The 18902-nt window shown below is 64.2% G+C and carries 17 protein-coding genes; 10 read left to right on the top strand and 7 right to left on the bottom strand.

Annotated elements, in window-relative coordinates:
* Positions 1–71: 71 nt before the first annotated feature.
* From AK81_RS24530 to ydcS, 7 genes are all read right to left on the bottom strand, one after another.
* Positions 72–404 carry a type II toxin-antitoxin system HicB family antitoxin gene (locus AK81_RS24530; protein ID WP_043203391.1) on the bottom strand — a complete coding sequence of 111 codons (333 nt, stop codon included), beginning with the start codon at positions 402–404 and terminating at the stop codon, positions 72–74.
* Entirely contained in the window at positions 401–655 is a 255-nt protein-coding gene (locus tag AK81_RS28740; RefSeq protein WP_081042148.1) for a type II toxin-antitoxin system HicA family toxin, read from the bottom strand. Before AK81_RS28740 ends, AK81_RS24530 begins: the two co-directional genes overlap by 4 nt.
* Positions 656–783: 128 nt before the next feature.
* Complete coding sequence (locus tag AK81_RS24535; protein WP_043203392.1) at positions 784–2208, bottom strand: gamma-aminobutyraldehyde dehydrogenase; 1425 nt, start codon at positions 2206–2208, stop codon at positions 784–786.
* A gap of 17 nt (positions 2209–2225) precedes the next feature.
* Complete coding sequence (locus AK81_RS24540) at positions 2226–3032, bottom strand: ABC transporter permease (protein ID WP_043203395.1); 807 nt, start codon at positions 3030–3032, stop codon at positions 2226–2228.
* The gene (locus tag AK81_RS24545) at positions 3022–3933 is read right to left on the bottom strand and encodes an ABC transporter permease (protein WP_043203398.1); all 912 of its coding nucleotides are present in this window, start codon (positions 3931–3933) and stop codon (positions 3022–3024) included. Before AK81_RS24545 ends, AK81_RS24540 begins: the two co-directional genes overlap by 11 nt.
* Before the next feature lies 1 nt (position 3934).
* The gene (locus tag AK81_RS24550; RefSeq protein ID WP_043203399.1) at positions 3935–4966 is read right to left on the bottom strand and encodes an ABC transporter ATP-binding protein; all 1032 of its coding nucleotides are present in this window, start codon (positions 4964–4966) and stop codon (positions 3935–3937) included.
* Between the two features lie 146 nt (positions 4967–5112).
* Positions 5113–6264, bottom strand: a complete 1152-nt coding sequence (ydcS, locus tag AK81_RS24555) for a putative ABC transporter substrate-binding protein YdcS (protein WP_043203402.1) — start codon at positions 6262–6264, stop codon at positions 5113–5115.
* A 216-nt stretch (positions 6265–6480) separates the two neighbouring features.
* Here ydcS and AK81_RS24560 point away from each other — a divergent pair, with 216 nt between their 5' ends.
* The 10 genes from AK81_RS24560 (at position 6481) to lysS (ending at position 18718) form a co-directional block, all read left to right on the top strand.
* Positions 6481–7164 carry a tellurite resistance TerB family protein gene (locus AK81_RS24560; RefSeq protein WP_043203405.1) on the top strand — a complete coding sequence of 228 codons (684 nt, stop codon included), beginning with the start codon at positions 6481–6483 and terminating at the stop codon, positions 7162–7164.
* A 275-nt stretch (positions 7165–7439) separates the two neighbouring features.
* On the top strand, positions 7440–9062 hold the full coding sequence (locus tag AK81_RS24565) for a methyl-accepting chemotaxis protein (RefSeq protein WP_043203407.1): 1623 nt from the start codon (positions 7440–7442) through the stop codon (positions 9060–9062).
* A 5-nt stretch (positions 9063–9067) separates the two neighbouring features.
* The gene (locus AK81_RS24570) at positions 9068–9574 is read left to right on the top strand and encodes a chemotaxis protein CheW (protein WP_043203409.1); all 507 of its coding nucleotides are present in this window, start codon (positions 9068–9070) and stop codon (positions 9572–9574) included.
* A complete protein-coding gene (locus AK81_RS24575) occupies positions 9571–10845 on the top strand; it encodes a CheR family methyltransferase (protein WP_043203412.1) in 1275 nt (424 codons plus the stop codon). Before AK81_RS24570 ends, AK81_RS24575 begins: the two co-directional genes overlap by 4 nt.
* Positions 10842–11507, top strand: a complete 666-nt coding sequence (locus tag AK81_RS24580) for a chemotaxis protein CheW (protein ID WP_043203414.1) — start codon at positions 10842–10844, stop codon at positions 11505–11507. The genes AK81_RS24575 and AK81_RS24580 overlap by 4 nt, the downstream gene beginning before the upstream one ends.
* The gene (locus AK81_RS24585) at positions 11504–13801 is read left to right on the top strand and encodes a hybrid sensor histidine kinase/response regulator (RefSeq protein WP_043203415.1); all 2298 of its coding nucleotides are present in this window, start codon (positions 11504–11506) and stop codon (positions 13799–13801) included. Before AK81_RS24580 ends, AK81_RS24585 begins: the two co-directional genes overlap by 4 nt.
* Entirely contained in the window at positions 13798–14811 is a 1014-nt protein-coding gene (gene wspF, locus AK81_RS24590; protein WP_043203417.1) for a Wsp signal transduction system protein-glutamate methylesterase WspF, read from the top strand. The genes AK81_RS24585 and wspF overlap by 4 nt, the downstream gene beginning before the upstream one ends.
* A gap of 51 nt (positions 14812–14862) precedes the next feature.
* On the top strand, positions 14863–15867 hold the full coding sequence (gene wspR, locus AK81_RS24595) for a Wsp signal transduction system regulator diguanylate cyclase WspR (protein ID WP_043203418.1): 1005 nt from the start codon (positions 14863–14865) through the stop codon (positions 15865–15867).
* Positions 15868–16048: 181 nt separating this feature from the next.
* A protein-coding gene (gene prfB, locus AK81_RS29935; protein WP_154100842.1) for a peptide chain release factor 2 occupies positions 16049–17144 on the top strand; the annotation gives its coding sequence in 2 pieces (ribosomal slippage) (positions 16049–16120 and positions 16122–17144; 1095 coding nt in all).
* A gap of 71 nt (positions 17145–17215) precedes the next feature.
* Positions 17216–18718 carry a lysine--tRNA ligase gene (gene lysS / locus AK81_RS24605; RefSeq protein WP_043203421.1) on the top strand — a complete coding sequence of 501 codons (1503 nt, stop codon included), beginning with the start codon at positions 17216–17218 and terminating at the stop codon, positions 18716–18718.
* Positions 18719–18902: the final 184 nt, after the last annotated feature.

Genomic DNA, 18902 nt, shown 5'->3' on the forward strand with positions numbered 1-18902 from the left:
TTGCGGCCCATTCCGACCGGTCCGGCGCCCCGGCAAGGCCGCTCCTACAACGACCGTATTGGCAGCTCGAATCAGTTATAGGCAGCCTTGCTGAGAATATCGCTTACCCATTGGTTGATGCTCTTCTCTGCCAGTTCCGCCTTGGCCGCCACGCTGGCGTGAAGAGTAGGCTCAAGGCGCAGGCTGAGCTTGCCCGAGTACGTCTTCTGCGGTTCTCGCCCAAGGCGTTCACACGTCTCAAGATAGTCGTCCACGGCCTCTTCGAATGCTTGACGCAACTCACTGATCGATTCGCCATGAAAACCGATCACGTCGCGAATACCTGCGACATGGCCGATCAGCAACTGGTCTTCGTCGCTGTATTCGATACGAGCGGCGTAGCCGCGGTAGGTCATTACATTCATGGTAATACTCCTGCCTGCTCAAGGAACTGGCGGGCGTCTCGCAGTTGATAGGGCTTGGCGTGCTTGTCTGGATGAGGGCGGTGGAAGGTTGCCACCGCTCCATTGAGTTCGAAACGAACCCGTGACCCTCTTCCTTCTATGACCCTGGCACCCAGCGATACCAACAGTGACTCCACTCGCGCCCATTCCAGTGTCCTGGGAGCCGGCCTTTTCAGTAGTGCTTCAAGTCTGGTTTTCTGATGATTATTCATGGTATCAGATTATGATACCAGTCGCGCAGGTTCAATGGATGAGCAGTAGGAGGGAGTAGATCTCGGTTGAAGGAAATTTCTGAGATTTTGACCGAGGGGCAGTCAGCACCCTCGGTCAGCATGAGCACTTAATGCTTGATCATCACATGCCGCACACAGGTGTAGTCCTCCAGCCCATACATCGACATATCCTTCCCATACCCCGAATGCTTCTGCCCGCCATGGGGCATTTCGCTGACCAGCATGAAGTGGGTATTCACCCAGGTGCAGCCGTACTGCAAGCGCGCCGCGAGGCGGTGGGCGCGGCCGGTGTCGCGGGTCCAGACCGATGAGGCCAGGCCGTAGTTGGAGTCGTTGGCCCATTCCAGCGCCTGCGCTTCGTCAGTGAAGCGGGTGACGGATACCACAGGGCCGAACACTTCGTTGCGCACGATCTCGTCGTCCTGCAGGGCGTCGGCCAGCACCGTCGGTTCGAAGAAGAAACCATCGCCATCAATCGCCTTGCCACCGGTCACCAGGCGAATGTGCGGTTGGGCGATGGCCCGCTGCACAAGGCCTGCGACCTTGTCGCGGTGCTGGGCACTGATCAGCGGCCCCAGCTCTGTGTCCTCGGCCTCTTGCAGGCCGGGCTTGAGGCTGGCGACGGCTTCACCCAGGCGCTCGACGAAGCGCTCGTAGACCCCGTCCTGCACGTACAGGCGGCAGGCTGCGGTGCAGTCCTGGCCGGCGTTGTAGAAGCCGAAGGTGCGGATGCCGTCGATGGCGGCGTCGATGTCGGCATCGTCGAACACCAGCACCGGGGCCTTGCCGCCCAGCTCCATGTGCATGCGTTTCACGCTGTCCGCGGTGGCGCTGATGATGTGCGCGCCAGTGGGGATCGAGCCGGTCAGCGACACCATGCGCACCTTGGGGTGGTTGACCAGCGGGTTGCCGACGGTCTGGCCGCGGCCAAAGAGAATGTTCAGTACGCCCGGTGGCAGCAGGTCCTGGGCCAGCTCACCCAGGCGCAAGGCGGTCAGCGGGGTCAGTTCGGAGGGTTTGATCACCACCGTGTTGCCCGCTGCCAGGGCCGGGGCGATCTTCCAGGCCAGCATCATCAACGGGTAGTTCCACGGAGCGATGGAGGCAACCACACCCAACGGGTCACGGCGGATCATCGAGGTGTGGCCCGGCAGGTATTCGCCGGCCGCCAAGCCGCCCAGGCAGCGCGCCGCACCGGCAAAGTAGCGGAACACATCGGCAATCGCCGGGATTTCGTCGTTCAACGCGGCGCTCAGCGGCTTGCCGCAGTTCTGCGATTCCAGCCGGGCCAGTTCATCGCCATGGGCTTCGATGGCGTCCGCCAGCGCCAGCAAGGTTTGCGAGCGCTCCTTGGGGCTGGTTTGCGACCAGCTGTCGAAGGCCTGGTCGGCGGCGCGCACGGCGCTGTCCACCTGGGCCTCGGTGGCTTCGTTGATCTGCGCCAGGGCGGTTCCCTGCGCCGGGTTGAGCACGGTCCAGGCCGGGCCTTGGCCAGCGACCAGTTGGCCATTGATCAGCATCTGCGTCTGCATCGGGGACTCCTCCAGTGTCATTTGCCACTGCCCGCAACGCTTTCGCCGCCACGGGTCAGGTAATAGGCGCCAAGGATCGGCAGCATGGTCACCAGCATCACCAGCATGGCGACTACGTTGGTTACCGGCACGTCGCGCGGGCGGCTGAGCTGGTTGAGCAGCCAGATCGGCAGGGTGCGTTCGTGGCCGGCGGTGAAGGTGGTGACGATGATTTCATCGAACGACAGGGCAAACGCCAGCATGCCGCCGGCCAGCAGCGCCGAGCCGAGGTTGGGCAGGATGATGTAGCGGAAGGTCTGCCAGCCATCGGCGCCCAGGTCCATCGACGCTTCGATCAGGCTTTGCGAGGTGCGCCGCAGGCGGGCGATCACGTTGTTGTAGACGATCACCACGCAGAACGTGGCGTGGCCGACCACGATGGTGAACACCCCGGGCTCTATGCCCAAGGTCTTGAACGCCGAGAGCAGGGCGATGCCGGTGATGATGCCGGGCAGGGCGATGGGCAGGATCAGCATCAGCGAAATGCTCTCCTTGCCGAAGAAGCTGCGCCGATACAACGCGACCGACGCCAGTGTGCCGAGCACCAGGGCAATCAGCGTGGCCAGGCAAGCGACCTGCAGCGACAGTTTGATCGCCTCCAGCACATCGGGCCGGGCGAAGGCCACGCCGATCCACTTCAGGGTGAAGCCCTTGGGCGGGAAGCTGAACGCTGCGTCTTCGGTGTTGAAGGCGTACAGGAAGATGATCAGGATCGGAAAGTGCAGGAACAGCAACCCGCCCCAGGCCGCCAGGCGCAGCCCTGTTGAAGCTTTTTCAGAGTGCATCGAAGGCCCCCAGGCGCTTGACGATGGACAGGTACACCGCAATCAGCACGATGGGCACCAGGGTGAACGCGGCGGCCATCGGCATGTTGCCGATGGCCCCTTGCTGGGCATAGACCATGCTGCCGATGAAGTAACCGGGCGGGCCGACCAGCTGCGGCACGATGAAGTCACCCAGGGTGAGCGAGAAGGTGAAGATCGAGCCGGCGGCGATGCCCGGGATCGACAGTGGCAAGATCACCTGCACGAAGGTTTGCCCAGGCCGTGCGCCAAGGTCTGCCGAGGCCTGCAGCAGCGAAGGCGGCAGGCGCTCCAGCGAGGCCTGGATCGGCAGGATCATGAACGGCAGCCAGATGTACACGAACACCATGAAGCGCCCCAGGTGGGAGGTCGACAGCGTGCTGCCGCCCACGCCCGGCACGGCCAGCACCGCTTGCAGCAGGCCATCAAGGTGCATCTGCTGGACGAACCACTGGGCTACCCCGCCCTTGGCCAGCAGCAGGGTCCAGGCATAGGTCTTGACGATGTAGCTGGCCCACATCGGCATCATCACCGCGATGTAGAAAAACGCCTTGGTCTTGCCGCTGGTGAAGCGCGCCATGTAATAGGCGATGGGGAAGGCCAGTACCGCGCTGGCCAATGACACGGCCACCGCCATGCCCAGGGTGCGCAGGATGATGTCGAAGTTCGACGGGTTGAACAGCGCGGCGAAGTTGCCCAAGGTCAGGTCCGGGGTCACCGCCATGGTGAAGTCGTCGAAGGTGTAGAAACCTTGCCACAGCAGGTTCAGCAACGAGCCCAGGTAAATTGCGCCGAACCAGGTCAGCGGGGGTACCAGCAGCAGTGCCAGGTACAGGTTGGGGCGCCGGTACAGCAGGTTGGACAGGCTGCGCAGTGTGCTCATGTCAGCGGGCCTCGGTTTCCTGCAGCACTGTCATGGCCTCGCGAGGCCAGTGTGCCAGCACCCGTTGCCCGGGCTGCCAGGCCTGGGCCTGCGCTTGCCAGCGGTCGTTGGCCTGGCTTACCGCCAACAGCTGGCCGCTGTCCAGTTGCAGCTCGAAGCGGGTGGCGCTGCCCTGGTACTGGACATCGCGCAACAAGCCGCTGACTTGCACCTCATGGCTGGTCACCACGGGCTCGCCCAGGCGGATGTGCTCGGGGCGGATGGAGAAGGGCGCCGGGCTGCCATTGAGCTGCATGGCCAGCTCGCCACGCACCACGTTGGAGGTGCCGACGAATTCGGCGACGAAGGTGGTAGCGGGCTTCATGTACAGGTTGCGCGGGGTGTCGACCTGTTCGATACGGCCGCGGTTGAACACCGCGACCCGGTCGGACATCGACAGGGCCTCGGTCTGGTCGTGGGTGACGAAGATGAAGGTGATGCCCAGTTGGCGCTGCAGTTTTTTCAGCTCGCCCTGCATCTGTTCGCGTAACTTCAGGTCCAGCGCGCCCAGGGGTTCATCCAGCAGCAATACCCTTGGCCGGTTGACCAGGGCACGGGCCAGGGCCACGCGCTGGCGCTGGCCGCCGGACAGCTGCGCCGGCTTGCGCGCGCCGTAGCCGGCCAGGGCCACCATGGCCAGGGCCTCTTCGGCGCGGCTGTGGCGCTCGGCCTTGGCCACGCCTTTCACTTTCAGGCCATAGGCGATGTTGTCCAGCACGTTCATGTGCGGGAACAGCGCGTAGTCCTGGAACACGGTGTTGACGTCGCGCTGGTAGGGCGGCACGCCAGCGGCCTCGACGCCGTGGATGCGGATCGAACCGCTGGTGGGTTGTTCGAAGCCGGCGATCAGGCGCAGGCAGGTGGTCTTGCCCGAGCCGGAAGGGCCGAGCATGGAGAAGAACTCGCCATCGATGATGTCGATGCTGACCTGATCGACAGCCTTGACCTCGCCGAAGGTGCGGGAAACCTGGGTGAACTGGACGGCTAGGGGCATGCGGGGGCTCCGGACATCAATGTTTCTCCTGTGCCGGCCTCTTCGCGGGTGAACCCGCTCCCACAGGTAGAGCGCAAACCTGTGGGAGCGGGTTCATCGAGACGTCGAACCGCCGCGAAAGGGCCGGCACAGGCATTCAGGCAACCTCAGCGCCCACCCATGATCGCAATGTAGTCCTGGGTCCATCGGCTATACGGCACGAACTTGCCCCCCTGGGCCTGCGGGGTTTTCCAGAATGCGATCTTGTCGAAGTTGTCGAACCCGTTGGTCTTGCAACCCTCGGCGCCCAGCAATTCGCTGCCGGTGCACGCCGCTGGCACCGCCGGCAACGAGCCGAACCAGGCGGCCACGTCACCTTGCACTTTCGGCTGCAATGACCAGTCCATCCACTTGTACGCGCAGTTGGGGTGCTTGGCCTCGGCGTGCAGCATGGTGGTGTCGGCCCAGCCGGTCGCGCCCTCCTTGGGAATGGTCGAGGCCACCGGTTGGTTTTCGGCCTTCAGGCCATTGACCATGTAGCCCCAGGAGCTGGAGGCGACCACGCCTTCGTTCTTCACGTCGCTCATCTGCACCGTGGCGTCATGCCAGTAACGGTGGATCAGCGGTTGCTGCTGGCGCAGCAGTTCCAGCACGGCCTTGTACTGCGCCTCGTTCAGCTCGTAGGGGTCGTTGATACCCAGTTCGGGCTTGGTCGACTTCAGGTACAGCGCCGCGTCTGCGATGTAGATCGGCCCGTCGTAGGCTTGCACGCGGCCCTTGTTAGGCTTGCCGTCGGGCAGGTTCTGCGGCTCGAACACCACACCCCAGCTGGTTGGGGCCTGCTTGAAGGTATTGGTGTTGTACAGCAGCACGTTCGGCCCCCACTGGTACGGGGTGCCGTATACCTGCTTGTCGACCACGTACCAGCCACCGTTCTGCAGGCGCGGGTCGATGTTCTTCCAGTTGGGGATCAGGGCGGTGTTGATCGGCTGCACGCGCTTGCCCGCGATCAGCCGCAGCGAGGCATCGCCCGAGGCGGTGACCAGGTCATAACCGCCCTTGGTCATCAGGCTGACCATCTCGTCCGAGGTGGCGGCTGTCTTCACACTGACCTTGCAGCCGGTTTCCTTTTCAAAGCCGGTCACCCAGTCGTAGGCCTTGTCGCTTTCACCGCGCTCGATGTAGCCCGGCCAGGCGACGATATCCAGGCGCCCCTCGCCGGGCCCCAGGGCCTTGGGCGGTTCGGCAGCCTGCAGGCTGGCGCTGGCCAGCACGGCGCCCGTCATGGCGCCGAGCAATGCGGTCTTGTGCACTGACATGGTGTTCCCTCTTTTTGGAGATCTTGTTCGGGGCAGTCATCAAGCAAGCCGTGAAGCAATCGTTATAAGCGTAGTGCGGTCGCGCGAGGTATTGGCGATATCGAGTCTAGTTGGCTTTTTGCCAGCCAATGCAACATCCGGAAGCAAATCCACGGTGGCGTGTGCTCCGCCAAGCCTTACTCTGGCGGTTGAATCTTCTTACGTGGAGACACATGAATGAACACCCGCGGCTTGCTTGACCAACTGCTCAAATCCGGCCAGCAAATGCTCGAAAAACAGGGCGGCGCCAACAAATCCGGCAGCGCTGCCGGTGGGCTTGGCGGGCTGTTGTCCGGTGCAGGTGGCGGCCTGTTGGGCGGCGGCGCTCTGGGCCTGCTGCTCGGTAGCAAGAAGGCCCGCAAGTACGGCGGCAAGGCCCTGACCTACGGCGGCCTGGCTGCGCTGGGTGTGCTGGCCTACAAAGCCTATGGCAACTGGCAGGCCAATCAGCAGGGCGCCGCAGCCGAACCGCAAACCGTCGACCGCCTGCCACCCGCTCAGGTCGAGCAGCACAGCCAGGCAGTGCTGCGGGCGCTGGTGGCGGCGGCCAAGTCCGATGGCCATATCGACGAGCGCGAGCGGGCGCTGATCGAGGGCGAGTTCACCCGCCTGGACAGCGACCGTGAGCTGCAGCACTGGCTGCATGCCGAGCTGAACAAGCCGCTGGACCCGGCCGAAGTGGCCCGCGCCGCGCAAACGCCGGAAATGGCCGCCGAGATGTACCTGGCCAGCGTGATGATGGTCGACCAGGAGAACTTCATGGAGCGTTCCTACCTGGACGAACTGGCCCGCCAACTGCGCCTGGACCCGGGTTTGCGCCGGGAGCTGGAAAGCCAGGTGCGGCTTGCCGCAGGCCAATAATCGGCACGGTCCTTGTGGGAGCGGCCTTGTGTCGCGAAAGGGCCGCAAAGCGGCCCCGGCAATTTTTGCATTTATGCGAAAAGCTGGGGGCGCTTCGCGCCCCTTTCGCGACACAAGGCCGCTCCCACAAAATGAAGTGCCCTTCAGGACCAGCAAATGGCATGTCCATCAGCAGGGATGCCTGTTTACCCCTCACATCACCCGCAAATCTGTAAGGCCTCTGGGCTATACTTCAGCGATTTTTCCCGCTCGTTGTGAATTCCTGAGGGCTGAATGTGAAGAACTGGACCTTGCGCCAACGGATCCTGGCAAGTTTCGCCGTGATCATCGCCATCATGCTGCTGATGATCGTGGCCGCCTACTCGCGGTTGGTGACCATCGAAACCGCCGAAGAGGCGGTGGGAACCGACAGCATTCCCGGGGTCTACTACAGCTCGATGATCCGCAGCGCCTGGGTTGACAGCTACGTCACCAGCCAGCAACTGGTGGGCCTGTCCAACCACCGCGAAATCACCTCGGCCGACATGGAACTGTTCAAAAGTTTCGAAGACCGGCTGAAACAGCACATGGCCAGTTACCAGTCCACTATCCAGGACAAAGACGACCAGACCCGCTTCGACGCCTTCATCCAGCTGGAAGAAAATTACGTCAAGCTTGTCGGCCAGGTGCTCGATGCCTATCGGGCGCATGACTACGACGAAGCGCAGCGGTTGATTACCGATGTACTCACCCCGGCCTGGGTGGACGGGCGCAAGCATCTCAACGAAGTGATCGAGCACAACCGTGCCGCCGCCGACGCCGCTACCAGCGAGATCGTCAGCGCCGTGAATACGGCCAAGGGCAGCATGGTGGTTTCGCTGCTGCTCGCCATCGTCGCCGCCGGCATTTGCGGCCTTTTGCTGATGCGTGCCATTACCGCCCCCATGCAGCGCATCGTGCATGCCCTCGACAGGCTGCGCTCTGGCGACCTGAGCATGCGCCTGAGCCTGGACCGCAAGGACGAGTTCGGCGCCATCGAAAGCGGCTTCAACGAAATGGCCGAGGCGCTGGCCAACCTGGTGGCCCAGGCCCAGCGTTCGTCGGTGCAGGTCACCACGTCGGTGACCGAGATCGCTGCCACCTCCAAGCAGCAGCAGGCCACCGCCACCGAGACCGCCGCCACCACCACGGAAATCGGCGCCACCTCGCGGGAAATTGCCGCCACCTCGCGTGACCTGGTGCGCACCATGACCGAAGTCACTTCTGCCGCTGATCAGGCTTCCAGCCTGGCCGGCTCCGGCCAGCAGGGGCTGGCGCGTATGGAAGAGACCATGCACCAGGTGATGGGCGCTGCCGACCTGGTCAACGCCAAGCTTGGCATCCTCAACGAAAAGGCCAGCAACATCACCCAGATGGTGGTGACCATCGTCAAGGTTGCCGACCAGACCAACCTGCTGTCGCTCAATGCCGCCATCGAAGCGGAAAAGGCCGGCGAGTACGGCCGTGGCTTTGCTGTGGTAGCCACCGAAGTGCGCCGCCTGGCCGACCAGACCGCCGTGGCCACCTACGACATCGAGCAGATGGTGCGCGAGATCCAGTCGGCGGTGTCGGCCGGGGTCATGGGCATGGACAAGTTCTCCGAAGAAGTGCGCCGCGGCATGTTCGAGGTACAGCAGGTGGGCGAGCAGCTCAGCCAGATCATTCACCAGGTACAGGCCCTGGCGCCGCGCGTGCTGATGGTCAACGAAGGCATGCAGGCCCAGGCCACCGGTGCCGAGCAGATCAACCAGGCGCTGGCGCAGCTCAGCGATGCCAGTACCCAGACCGTCGAGTCGCTGCGCCAGGCCAGTTTTGCCATCGATGAACTGAGCCAGGTGGCCGCCGGCCTGCGTGGCGGCGTGTCGCGCTTCAAAGTCTGACCGCGATGAACGACTTGCCACCGCGCGGCGCACCCGCGCACAACGTCAAGGGCGCGTTGTACCTGCAGTTTCGCCTCAGGGAGCAACGCTTTGCCCTGAGCGTGCACGAGGTGATCGAGGTGCTGCCGCGCCAGCCACTCAAGCCGATTGCCCAGGCACCTGCCTGGGTCGCGGGCATCCTCGCCCATCGTGGCCACCTGGTTCCGGTGATCGACCTTGCCGCGCTGAGTTTTGGCCAGCCGGCGGCGCACCGCACCAGCACCCGCCTGGTGCTGGTGCATTATCGTGGCGGCCTGCAGCTTGGCCTGATCCTGGAGCAGGCCACCGAGACCCTGCGCTGCCACCCCGACGAGTTCCAGCCTTATGGCGTGGACAGCGGCGAAGCCCCGTATCTGGGCCCGGTACGCCAAGATGCCCTGGGCCTGCTGCAGCGCATCGAAGTCAACGATCTGCTGCCAGATGCCGTGCACCACCTGCTGTACACGGATGAACCGACAGGGATGCCGACATGAACGAACAGCGTTTCTTCCGCTTCTTGCGCGAGCGCATCGGCCTGGACGTCGAGTCGGTAGGTGCGCCCATGGTCGAGCGCGCGCTGCGTCAGCGTTGCGTGGCCGTGGGCGCCGTCGACCTGGACGATTACTGGCTGCGCCTGCAGCAGTCGGCGGATGAGCAACAGGCGTTGATCGAGGCGGTGATCGTCCCGGAAACCTGGTTCTTCCGCTACCCGGAGTCCTTTACCGCCCTGGCCAGCCTGGCACACAAGCGCTTGGCCGAACTGGCCGGGGCACGCCCACTGCGGCTGCTCAGCCTGCCATGCTCGACCGGCGAGGAACCCTATTCGCTGGCCATGGCTTTGCTCGACGCGGGCATGGCGCCGGGGGCGTTCATGATCGATGGCATGGACATCAGCCCCAGTTCGGTAACCAAGGCCGGGCAGGCCGTGTATGGGCGTAACGCGTTTCGCGGCAGCGACCTGGGCTTTCGCGAGCGCTACTTCGATGCCCTCGACGAAGGCCACCGCCTGCACAGTCGGGTACAGCAGCAAGTCAGCCTGCAGGTGGGCAATGTGCTCGATCCTGCGCTGGCCAGCCGCGACGGCCTTTACGACTTCGTGTTCTGTCGCAACCTGTTGATCTACTTTGACGTGCAGACCCAGCAGCGCGTTTTCGAGGTGCTCAAGCGCCTGCTGCATCCGCAGGGTGTGCTGTTCATCGGCCCGGCCGAAGGCAGCTTGCTGGCGCGGCTGGGCATGCGCCCGCAGGGGATCGCCCAGTCGTTCGCCTATGTGCGCCAGGAGGGTGGCAGTGCCCCGCTGGCAGTGGCCCCTGTGCAACCCGCACGGCGCACCGTGCCGCCGCTGGCCACGGCGGGTTATCCGCCCCCCGGCGCGCCGCTGCCGCGCCCGCTGCGTGTACTGCCGATGGCGGCCAAGCCAGCGCCGGCCCGCGAGCATGCGCGCGAGCACGCAAGTGAGCTGCTGGCCAGCATTGCCCGGCTTGCCAATGCCGGCGCCAGCGAGCAGGCGCGTGCCGAATGCCAGCGCTACCTGGGACAGTTCGCGCCGTCGGCGCAGGTGTACTACTGGCTGGGGCTGCTCAGTGATACCGAAGGCGATGCGCAGCAGGCGCTGACCCATTATCGCAAAGCCCTGTACCTGGAGCCGCAGCACCCCGAGGCGCTGGTACACCTGGCGGCCTTGCTGGCGTCCCAGGGTGACCTGGCCGGTGCCCGGCGCTTGCAGGACCGCGCTGCACGGGTTGGCAGGGAGCCTGAACGATGAAGGGTGAGACGGCGATGCAACTGCTGGCCGAGGATGACGCGCACATCGACGACTGCTGGAACCGTATTGGCGTGCACGGCGACAAGCAGTGCCCGCTGCTGGAGCGGCATGTCCACTGCCGAAACTGCGACGTGTATGCGGCTGCGGCCACCCGGCTGCTTGACCGCTACGCGCTGATGCAGGACCACCAGGCTGCGGTGGCGCAGCCGGTGGAGGAAAACACCGGCCGTTCCATGCTGCTGTTCCGCCTGGGCGAAGAGTGGCTGGCGCTGGCCACCGCCAGCCTGGCCGAAATCGCCCCGTTGCAGGCGGTGCATTCGCTGCCGCACCAGCGCTCGCGGTTGCTGCAGGGGGTTGCCAATGTACGCGGTGCGTTGGTGCCGTGCCTGTCACTGGCTGATTTGCTGGGTGTACAGGATGGCGCCACCGAGCAACGTAGCGGTCGGGCGATGCCACGCATGCTGATTCTGGCCGCCGAAGGTGGGCCGGTAGTGATGGCCGTTGAGGAAATCGACGGTATTCACCGGCTCGATCCGCTGCTGCTGGGCAGCGGCCAGGACGCCACGCGCTTTACCGCCGCAGTCCTGCAGTGGCGCGGCCGCAGCGTGCGAGTGCTGGACGATCAACACTTACTGTCTGCCGTGCAGCGGAGCCTGTCATGACCCCAGAGCAAATGCGCGACGCATCGTTGCTCGAACTGTTCAGCCTGGAGGCCGAGGCACAGACCCAGGTACTCAGCGCCGGCCTGATGGCGCTGGAGCGCAACCCTACTCAGGCTGACCAGCTCGAGGCCTGCATGCGCGCCGCCCACTCGCTGAAGGGCGCGGCGCGCATCGTTGGCGTGGATGCCGGCGTCAGCGTCGCCCACGTCATGGAGGACTGCCTGGTAGCAGCACAGGAGGGCCGCTTGCGCCTGAGTGCCGAGCACATCGACGCGCTGTTGCAAGGCACCGATCTGCTGATGCGTATCGCCACACCCGGCGACGTCGAGGCGCAGGCAACCTTGCCCGTATTCCTCGCGCAAATGGCCAGCCTGCTCGACCCAGGGGCTGTGGCCATGCCTGCCGTGCCGCCGCCACTGCCAGTGCTGCCAGACCTGCCGCTGGCGACCTTGCCAGCCGAGCCTCTGGCGTTGCCACTGGAAGCCCTGGAGCCCGACCCCGAGCCTGCCCCGCGCCGCAAGGCCGGCAAACGCGGCGGCGAAGGTGCCGAGCGGGTACTGCGGGTCACCGCCGACCGCCTCAACAGCCTGCTCGACCTGTCCAGCAAGTCGCTGGTGGAAACCCAGCGGCTCAAGCCCTACCTGGCCACTTTGCAGCGCCTCAAACGCATGCATGGCCAGGGCATGCAGGCGCTTGATGGCCTGCGCATGCAGTTGGAAGACAGTGGCCAGGGCAGCGAGGTGCTCGAAGCCTTGATGCAAACCCAGCGCCTGCTGGCGGAAACCCAGCAGATCCTGCAGCAGCAGGCCGCCGATCTGGACGAATTCGGCTGGCAGGCCAGCCAGCGTGCACAGTTGTTGTACGACACCGCCCTGGCCTGCCGGATGCGGCCGTTCGCCGATGTGCTGACCGGCCAGAGCCGTATGGTCCGAGACCTTGGCCGCTCGTTGGGCAAACCGGTACAGCTGGCGGTAGACGGGGAAAAGACCCAGGTCGACCGCGATGTGCTGGAAAAGCTCGAAGCACCGCTGACCCACCTGCTGCGCAACGCGGTCGACCACGGCATCGAGCTACCGGAGCGTCGCCTGCTGGCGGGCAAGCCAGAGGAAGGCGTGATTCGCCTGCGCGCCTCGCACCAGGCCGGCATGCTCAGCCTGGAGCTGATCGACGATGGTGCCGGCATCGACCTGGAGCGCTTGCGCAGCAGCATCGTCGAGCGCGCCCTGTCGCCTGCCGACACGGTGGCGCGGATGAGTGATGCAGAACTGCTGACGTTCCTGTTCCTGCCCGGCTTCAGCCTGCGCGACAACGTCACCGAAGTGTCCGGGCGCGGCGTTGGGCTGGATGCGGTGCAGCACATGATCCGCGAACTGCGCGGTTCCATCGAGCTGACCCAGGTGGCGGGGCAGGGCTGCCGCTTCCACCTGCAGGTGCCGCTGACCCTGTCGGTGGTGCGCAGCCTGGTGATCGAGGTGGGTGGCGAGGCCTATGCCTTCCCGCTTGCCCACATCGAACGCACGCTGGAAGTGACCACCGAGCAGATCGTGCAAATCGAAGGGCGCCAGCATTTCTGGCACGAAGGCCGGCTTATCGGCCTGGTGGCGGCCAGCCAGTTGTTGAACCGGCCGGCCGGCCAGGCGCAGGACGGCAGCCTGCGGGTGGTGGTGATCCGTGAGCGCGAGCAGCTGTACGGCGTGGCCGTGGAGCGGCTGATAGGTGAGCGGGTACTGGTGGTGATGCCGCTCGACCCACGGCTGGGCAAGGTGCAGGACATTTCTTCCGGCGCCTTGCTCGATGACGGCTCGGTGGTGCTGATCGTCGATGTCGAAGACCTGCTGCGTTCGGTGGAGAAACTGCTCAGCACCGGCAGCCTGGAGCGCGTCGAACGCGGCAGCAGCGGCGCCCGTGGCGTGGTGCGCAAGCGCATCCTGGTGGTCGACGATTCGCTGACCGTGCGCGAGCTGCAACGCAAGCTGCTGGGCAACCGCGGCTACGACGTGGCGGTGGCGGTAGATGGCATGGACGGCTGGAACGCCCTGCGCAGCGAGGACTTCGACCTGCTGATCACTGACATCGACATGCCACGCATGGACGGCATCGAACTGGTCACCCTGGTGCGTCGCGACCAGCGCCTGCAATCGCTGCCGGTGATGGTGGTGTCCTACAAGGACCGTGAGGAAGACCGACGGCGTGGCCTGGATGCTGGCGCCGACTACTATTTGGCGAAAGCCAGTTTCCACGACGATGCGTTGCTGGAGGCTGTAGTCGAGCTGATCGGAGGTGCTCAAGGATGAAGATCGCCATCGTCAATGACATGCCCATGGCCGTCGAGGCGTTGCGCCGGGCGGTTGCCTTCGAGCCCGCACACCAGGTGGTGTGGGTGGCCAGCAATGGCGCCGAGGCGGTACAGCGTTGCGCCGAGCAACTGCCGGACCTGATCCTGATGGACCTGATCATGCCGGTGATGGACGGCGTGGAGGCCACCCGGCGGATCATGGCCGAAACCCCGTGCGCCATCGTCATCGTCACGGTGGACCGCCAACAGAACGTGCACCGCGTGTTCGAGGCCATGGGCCATGGCGCCCTCGACGTGGTCGACACCCCGGCACTGGGCGCTGGCGATGCCCGCGAAGCGGCGGCGCCACTGCTGCGCAAAATCCTCAATATCGGCTGGCTGGTCGGCCAGCAGCGCACGCCAGCGGCAAGGCCGGTGGCCACACCGCTGCGTGAGGCCTCGCAGCGTCGCGGGCTGGTGGCGATCGGTTCGTCGGCGGGTGGCCCGGCAGCCCTCGAAGTGCTGCTCAAGGGCTTGCCTGCAGCGTTTCCGGCGGCCATCGTGCTGGTTCAGCATGTGGACCAGGTGTTTGCTGCCGGCATGGCAGAGTGGCTCAGCAGCGCAGCCGGCCTGCCGGTGCGCCTGGCCCGTGAAGGCGAGCCGCCGCAGCCGGGCCAGGTATTGCTGGCCGGCACCAACCACCACATTCGCCTGCTACAGAATGGCCAACTGGCCTACACTGCCGAACCTGTCAATGAAATCTACCGGCCCTCGATCGATGTGTTCTTCGAGAGCGTGGCACGTTACTGGAATGGCGATGCGGTGGGCGTGCTGCTTACCGGCATGGGGCGCGACGGCGCCCAAGGCCTGAAGCTGATGCGTCAGCAGGGCTTTCTGACCATTGCCCAGGACCAGGCCAGCAGTGCGGTGTACGGCATGCCCAAGGCCGCCGCGGCAATCGATGCCGCAGTGGAAATTCGCCCGCTGGAACGCATAGCCGGGCGCTTGATGGACTTTTTCGCAAAATGACGAAATGTATTGAATCACGCCGCCAGAACGGCAGTGTTCGGGTGAACAGGTATGAATGACTTACCGATCGAAGGTTTTGCCACCACCAACGAAAACTCGGCGATGGTGCTGCTGGTCGACGACCAGGCCATGATCGGCGAGGCGGTGCGGCGTGGTCTGGCCAATGAAGACAACATCGACTTCCACTTCTGTGCCGACCCGCACCAGGCGGTGGTCCAGGCCATGCGCATAAAGCCCACGGTCATCCTTCAGGACCTGATCATGCCTGGCCTGGATGGCTTGACCCTGGTGCGCGAATACCGCAACAACCCGGCCACCCAGGACATCCCGATCATTGTCCTGTCGACCAAGGAAGACCCGCTGGTCAAAAGCGCGGCGTTTGCCGCCGGGGCCAACGACTACCTGGTCAAGCTGCCGGACACCATCGAACTGGTAGCGCGCATTCGCTACCATTCGCGCTCCTACCTGACCCTGCTGCAACGCGACGAGGCCTACCGCGCCCTGCGCGTCAGCCAGCAGCAGTTGCTCGACTCCAACCTGATGCTGCAGCGGCTGATGAACTCCGATGGCCTGACCGGGCTGTCCAACCGCCGCCACTTCGACGAGTACCTGGAGCTGGAATGGCGCCGGGCCATGCGTGAACAGCAGCAGTTGTCGTTGCTGATGATCGATGTGGATTATTTCAAGGCCTACAACGACAGCTTCGGCCACCTGGCCGGCGACGAGGCCTTGCGCCAGGTGGCCGAGGCGATCCGTGGCTCGTGCTCGCGGCCGACCGACCTGCCTGCCCGCTATGGCGGCGAGGAATTCGCCCTGGTGCTGCCCAATACCTCGCCAGGCGGGGCACGCCTGGTGGCCGAGAAGCTGCGCCAGACCGTGCTGGGGCTGGGCATCCCGCACAGCGCCCCGGTGGCCGACTCGCACCTGACCGTGAGCATTGGCCTGGCCACCCAGACCCCGGCCGTCGGCAGCCACTGCCGGCAACTGATCTCGGCGGCGGACAAAGGCTTGTACCAGGCCAAGAACAGCGGGCGTAACCAGGTGGGTATCGCCTGACGGGGGATTTGCGTTGGTTTTTTCGCGGGCACGCCCGCTCCCACAGGGGAATGCATAGCCTGTGGGAGCGGGCGTGCCCGCGAAGAGGCCAGTGCTGACTGCCAAGCGGGTCTGCCGCCGGGCACCGGACTCGGTTATACTCGCGGGCTTTTCACCGAATTCGTACGAGAGCCGCGCGCCCATGGAAATCCAACCGATTCTGAACACCATCAAGGACCTCACCGAGCGTTCCCAGTCCATTCGGGGGTATCTTTGACTACGATCACAAGCATGACCGCCTGATCGAAGTCAATCGCGAGCTGGAAGACCCAAACGTCTGGAACAAGCCCGAATACGCCCAGGAACTGGGCCGCGAGCTCGCTGCCCTGAAGCAGATCGTCGAAACCCTGGATGAAATGTCCGGTGGCCTGAACGACTGCCGCGACTTGCTGGAGATGGCCGTCGAAGAAAACGACGAAGCCGCCGTCGAGGACGTGACCGCCGAACTGCAGCGCCTGGAAGAAGCCCTGGCGAAGCTTGAGTTCCGCCGCATGTTCAGCGGCGAGATGGACATGAACAACGCCTACCTGGACATCCAGGCCGGTTCCGGCGGCACCGAAGCCCAGGACTGGGCCAACATTCTGTTGCGCATGTACCTGCGCTGGGCCGACAAGCGCGGTTTCGACGCCACCATCATCGAGCTTTCCGAAGGTGAAGTCGCCGGCATCAAAGGCGCTACCGTGCACATCAAGGGCGAGTACGCCTTTGGCTGGCTGCGCACCGAAATCGGCGTGCACCGTCTGGTGCGCAAGAGCCCGTTCGACTCCGGCGCCCGTCGTCACACCTCGTTCTCGGCGGTGTTCGTGTCGCCCGAGATCGACGACAAGGTCGAGATCGACATCAACCCGTCCGACCTGCGTATCGACACCTACCGCTCCTCGGGCGCTGGTGGTCAGCACGTGAACACCACCGACTCCGCGGTACGTATCACCCACGTGCCGACCAACACCGTGGTGGCTTGCCAGAACGAACGCTCCCAGCACGCCAACAAGGACACCGCCATGAAAATGCTGCGGGCCAAGTTGTACGAGCTGGAAATGCAGAAGCGCAACGCCGCTTCGCAAGCGCTGGAAGACAGCAAGTCGGACATCGGCTGGGGCCACCAGATTCGCTCGTACGTGCTCGACGCGTCGCGGATCAAGGACCTGCGCACCAACGTTGAACGCAGCGACTGCAACAAGGTGCTCGACGGTGATATCGACGAATACCTGGAAGCCAGCCTGAAACAGGGCCTGTAAGCTTCATTCCTGCTGAAAGACCCTCGCCTGCGGGCGAGGGCAATGAATTCCCTGATGGAAGATGTGACGACATGAGCGACCTCAAGACCGAATCGCAAGACCTGCAACAGGAAGAAAATGCCCTGATCGCCCTGCGCAAGGAAAAACTTGCCGCCGAGCGCGCCAAAGGCAACGCCTTCCCCAACGACTTCCGTCGCGACAGCTACTGCAACGACCTGCAGAAACAGTACGCGGACAAGACCAAGGAAGAGCTGGAAGCAGCCGCGATTCCGGTCAAGGTTGCCGGCCGTATCATGCTCAACCGTGGCTCGTTCATGGTTATCCAGGACATGACCGGTCGCATCCAGGTCTACGTCAACCGCAAGACCCTGTCGGAAGAAACCCTGGCCGCAGTCAAGACCTGGGACCTGGGCGACATCATCAGCGCCGAAGGCACCCTGGCCCGTTCCGGCAAGGGCGACCTGTACGTCGAAATGACCAACGTGCGCCTGCTGACCAAGTCGCTGCGCCCGCTGCCCGACAAGCACCACGGCCTGACCGACACCGAACAGCGCTACCGCCAGCGTTACGTCGACCTGATGGTCAACGAAGAAACCCGCCACACCTTCCGTGTGCGTTCGCAGGTGATCTCGCACATTCGCAAGTTCCTCATCGAGCGTGACTTCCTCGAAGTCGAGACGCCGATGCTGCAAACCATCCCGGGCGGCGCGGCGGCCAAGCCTTTCGAAACCCACCACAACGCCCTGGACATGGCCATGTTCCTGCGTATCGCGCCGGAGCTGTACCTCAAGCGCCTGGTGGTGGGTGGCTTTGAAAAGGTGTTCGAGATCAACCGCAACTTCCGTAACGAAGGTGTCTCGACGCGTCACAACCCCGAATTCACCATGCTCGAGTTCTACCAGGCTTACGCCGACTACAACGACAACATGGACCTCACCGAAGAGCTGTTCCGCGAGCTGGCGCAGCTGGTACTGGGCAGCACCGACGTGCCTTACGGCGACAAGGTGTTCCACTTCGGCGAGCCGTTCGTGCGCCTGTCGGTGTTCGACTCGATCCTCAAGTACAACCCGGAGCTTACCGCTGCCGACCTGCAGGACGTTGACCGCGCCCGCGACATCGCCAAGAAGGCCGGTGCCAAGGTGCTGGGCCACGAAGGCCTGGGCAAGCTGCAGGTGATGATTTTCGAAGAGCTGGTCGAGCACAAGCTGGAGCAGCCGCACTTCATCACCGAGTACCCGTTCGAAGTGTCGCCGCTGGCCCGTCGCAACGACGACAACCCGGCCGTTACCGACCGCTTCGAGCTGTTCATCGGTGGCCGCGAAATCGCCAACGCCTACTCCGAGCTCAACGATGCCGAAGACCAGGCCGAGCGCTTCCTGGCCCAGGTGGCCGAGAAGGACGCCGGTGACGACGAAGCCATGCACTACGACGCCGACTTCGTGCGTGCGCTGGAGTACGGCATGCCGCCGACCGCCGGTGAAGGCATCGGCATCGACCGCCTGGTGATGCTGCTGACCAACTCTCCGTCGATCCGCGACGTGATCCTGTTCCCGCACATGCGTCCACAGGCCTGAGTGAATTGAACAAGCCGCCTTTCGAGGCGGCTTTTTCTTGCCTGAAGCTTTATGTTGTCTGTACTGGCCTCTTCGCGGGCAAGCCCGCTCCCACAGGTCTTGCACAGGTCCTGAATGTTGTGGTGTCCCTGTGGGAGCGGGCGTGCCCGCGAAGAGGCCGGCACTGATGAAACACTGCCCATGA

It is taken from the genome of Pseudomonas putida W15Oct28 (assembly GCF_000708715.2).
Taxonomy (GTDB): Bacteria; Pseudomonadota; Gammaproteobacteria; order Pseudomonadales; family Pseudomonadaceae; genus Aquipseudomonas; species Aquipseudomonas putida_R.

Excerpts from the sequence above, each read along its gene's own strand:
- AK81_RS24585 (WP_043203415.1), top strand. The coding sequence starts at position 11,504 with ATGACCCCAGAGCAAATGCGCGACGCATCGTTGCTCGAACTGTTCAGC.
- AK81_RS28740 (WP_081042148.1), bottom strand. The coding sequence starts at position 655 with ATGAATAATCATCAGAAAACCAGACTTGAAGCACTACTGAAAAGGCCG.
- AK81_RS24545 (WP_043203398.1), bottom strand. The coding sequence starts at position 3,933 with ATGAGCACACTGCGCAGCCTGTCCAACCTGCTGTACCGGCGCCCCAAC.
- AK81_RS24550 (WP_043203399.1), bottom strand. The coding sequence starts at position 4,966 with ATGCCCCTAGCCGTCCAGTTCACCCAGGTTTCCCGCACCTTCGGCGAG.
- wspR (WP_043203418.1), top strand. The coding sequence starts at position 14,863 with ATGAATGACTTACCGATCGAAGGTTTTGCCACCACCAACGAAAACTCG.
- wspF (WP_043203417.1), top strand. The coding sequence starts at position 13,798 with ATGAAGATCGCCATCGTCAATGACATGCCCATGGCCGTCGAGGCGTTG.
- AK81_RS24570 (WP_043203409.1), top strand. The coding sequence starts at position 9,068 with ATGAACGACTTGCCACCGCGCGGCGCACCCGCGCACAACGTCAAGGGC.
- lysS (WP_043203421.1), top strand. The coding sequence starts at position 17,216 with ATGAGCGACCTCAAGACCGAATCGCAAGACCTGCAACAGGAAGAAAAT.
- AK81_RS24535 (WP_043203392.1), bottom strand. The coding sequence starts at position 2,208 with ATGCAGACGCAGATGCTGATCAATGGCCAACTGGTCGCTGGCCAAGGC.
- AK81_RS24575 (WP_043203412.1), top strand. The coding sequence starts at position 9,571 with ATGAACGAACAGCGTTTCTTCCGCTTCTTGCGCGAGCGCATCGGCCTG.
- AK81_RS24540 (WP_043203395.1), bottom strand. The coding sequence starts at position 3,032 with ATGCACTCTGAAAAAGCTTCAACAGGGCTGCGCCTGGCGGCCTGGGGC.
- AK81_RS24560 (WP_043203405.1), top strand. The coding sequence starts at position 6,481 with ATGAACACCCGCGGCTTGCTTGACCAACTGCTCAAATCCGGCCAGCAA.
- AK81_RS24580 (WP_043203414.1), top strand. The coding sequence starts at position 10,842 with ATGAAGGGTGAGACGGCGATGCAACTGCTGGCCGAGGATGACGCGCAC.
- ydcS (WP_043203402.1), bottom strand. The coding sequence starts at position 6,264 with ATGTCAGTGCACAAGACCGCATTGCTCGGCGCCATGACGGGCGCCGTG.
- AK81_RS24530 (WP_043203391.1), bottom strand. The coding sequence starts at position 404 with ATGAATGTAATGACCTACCGCGGCTACGCCGCTCGTATCGAATACAGC.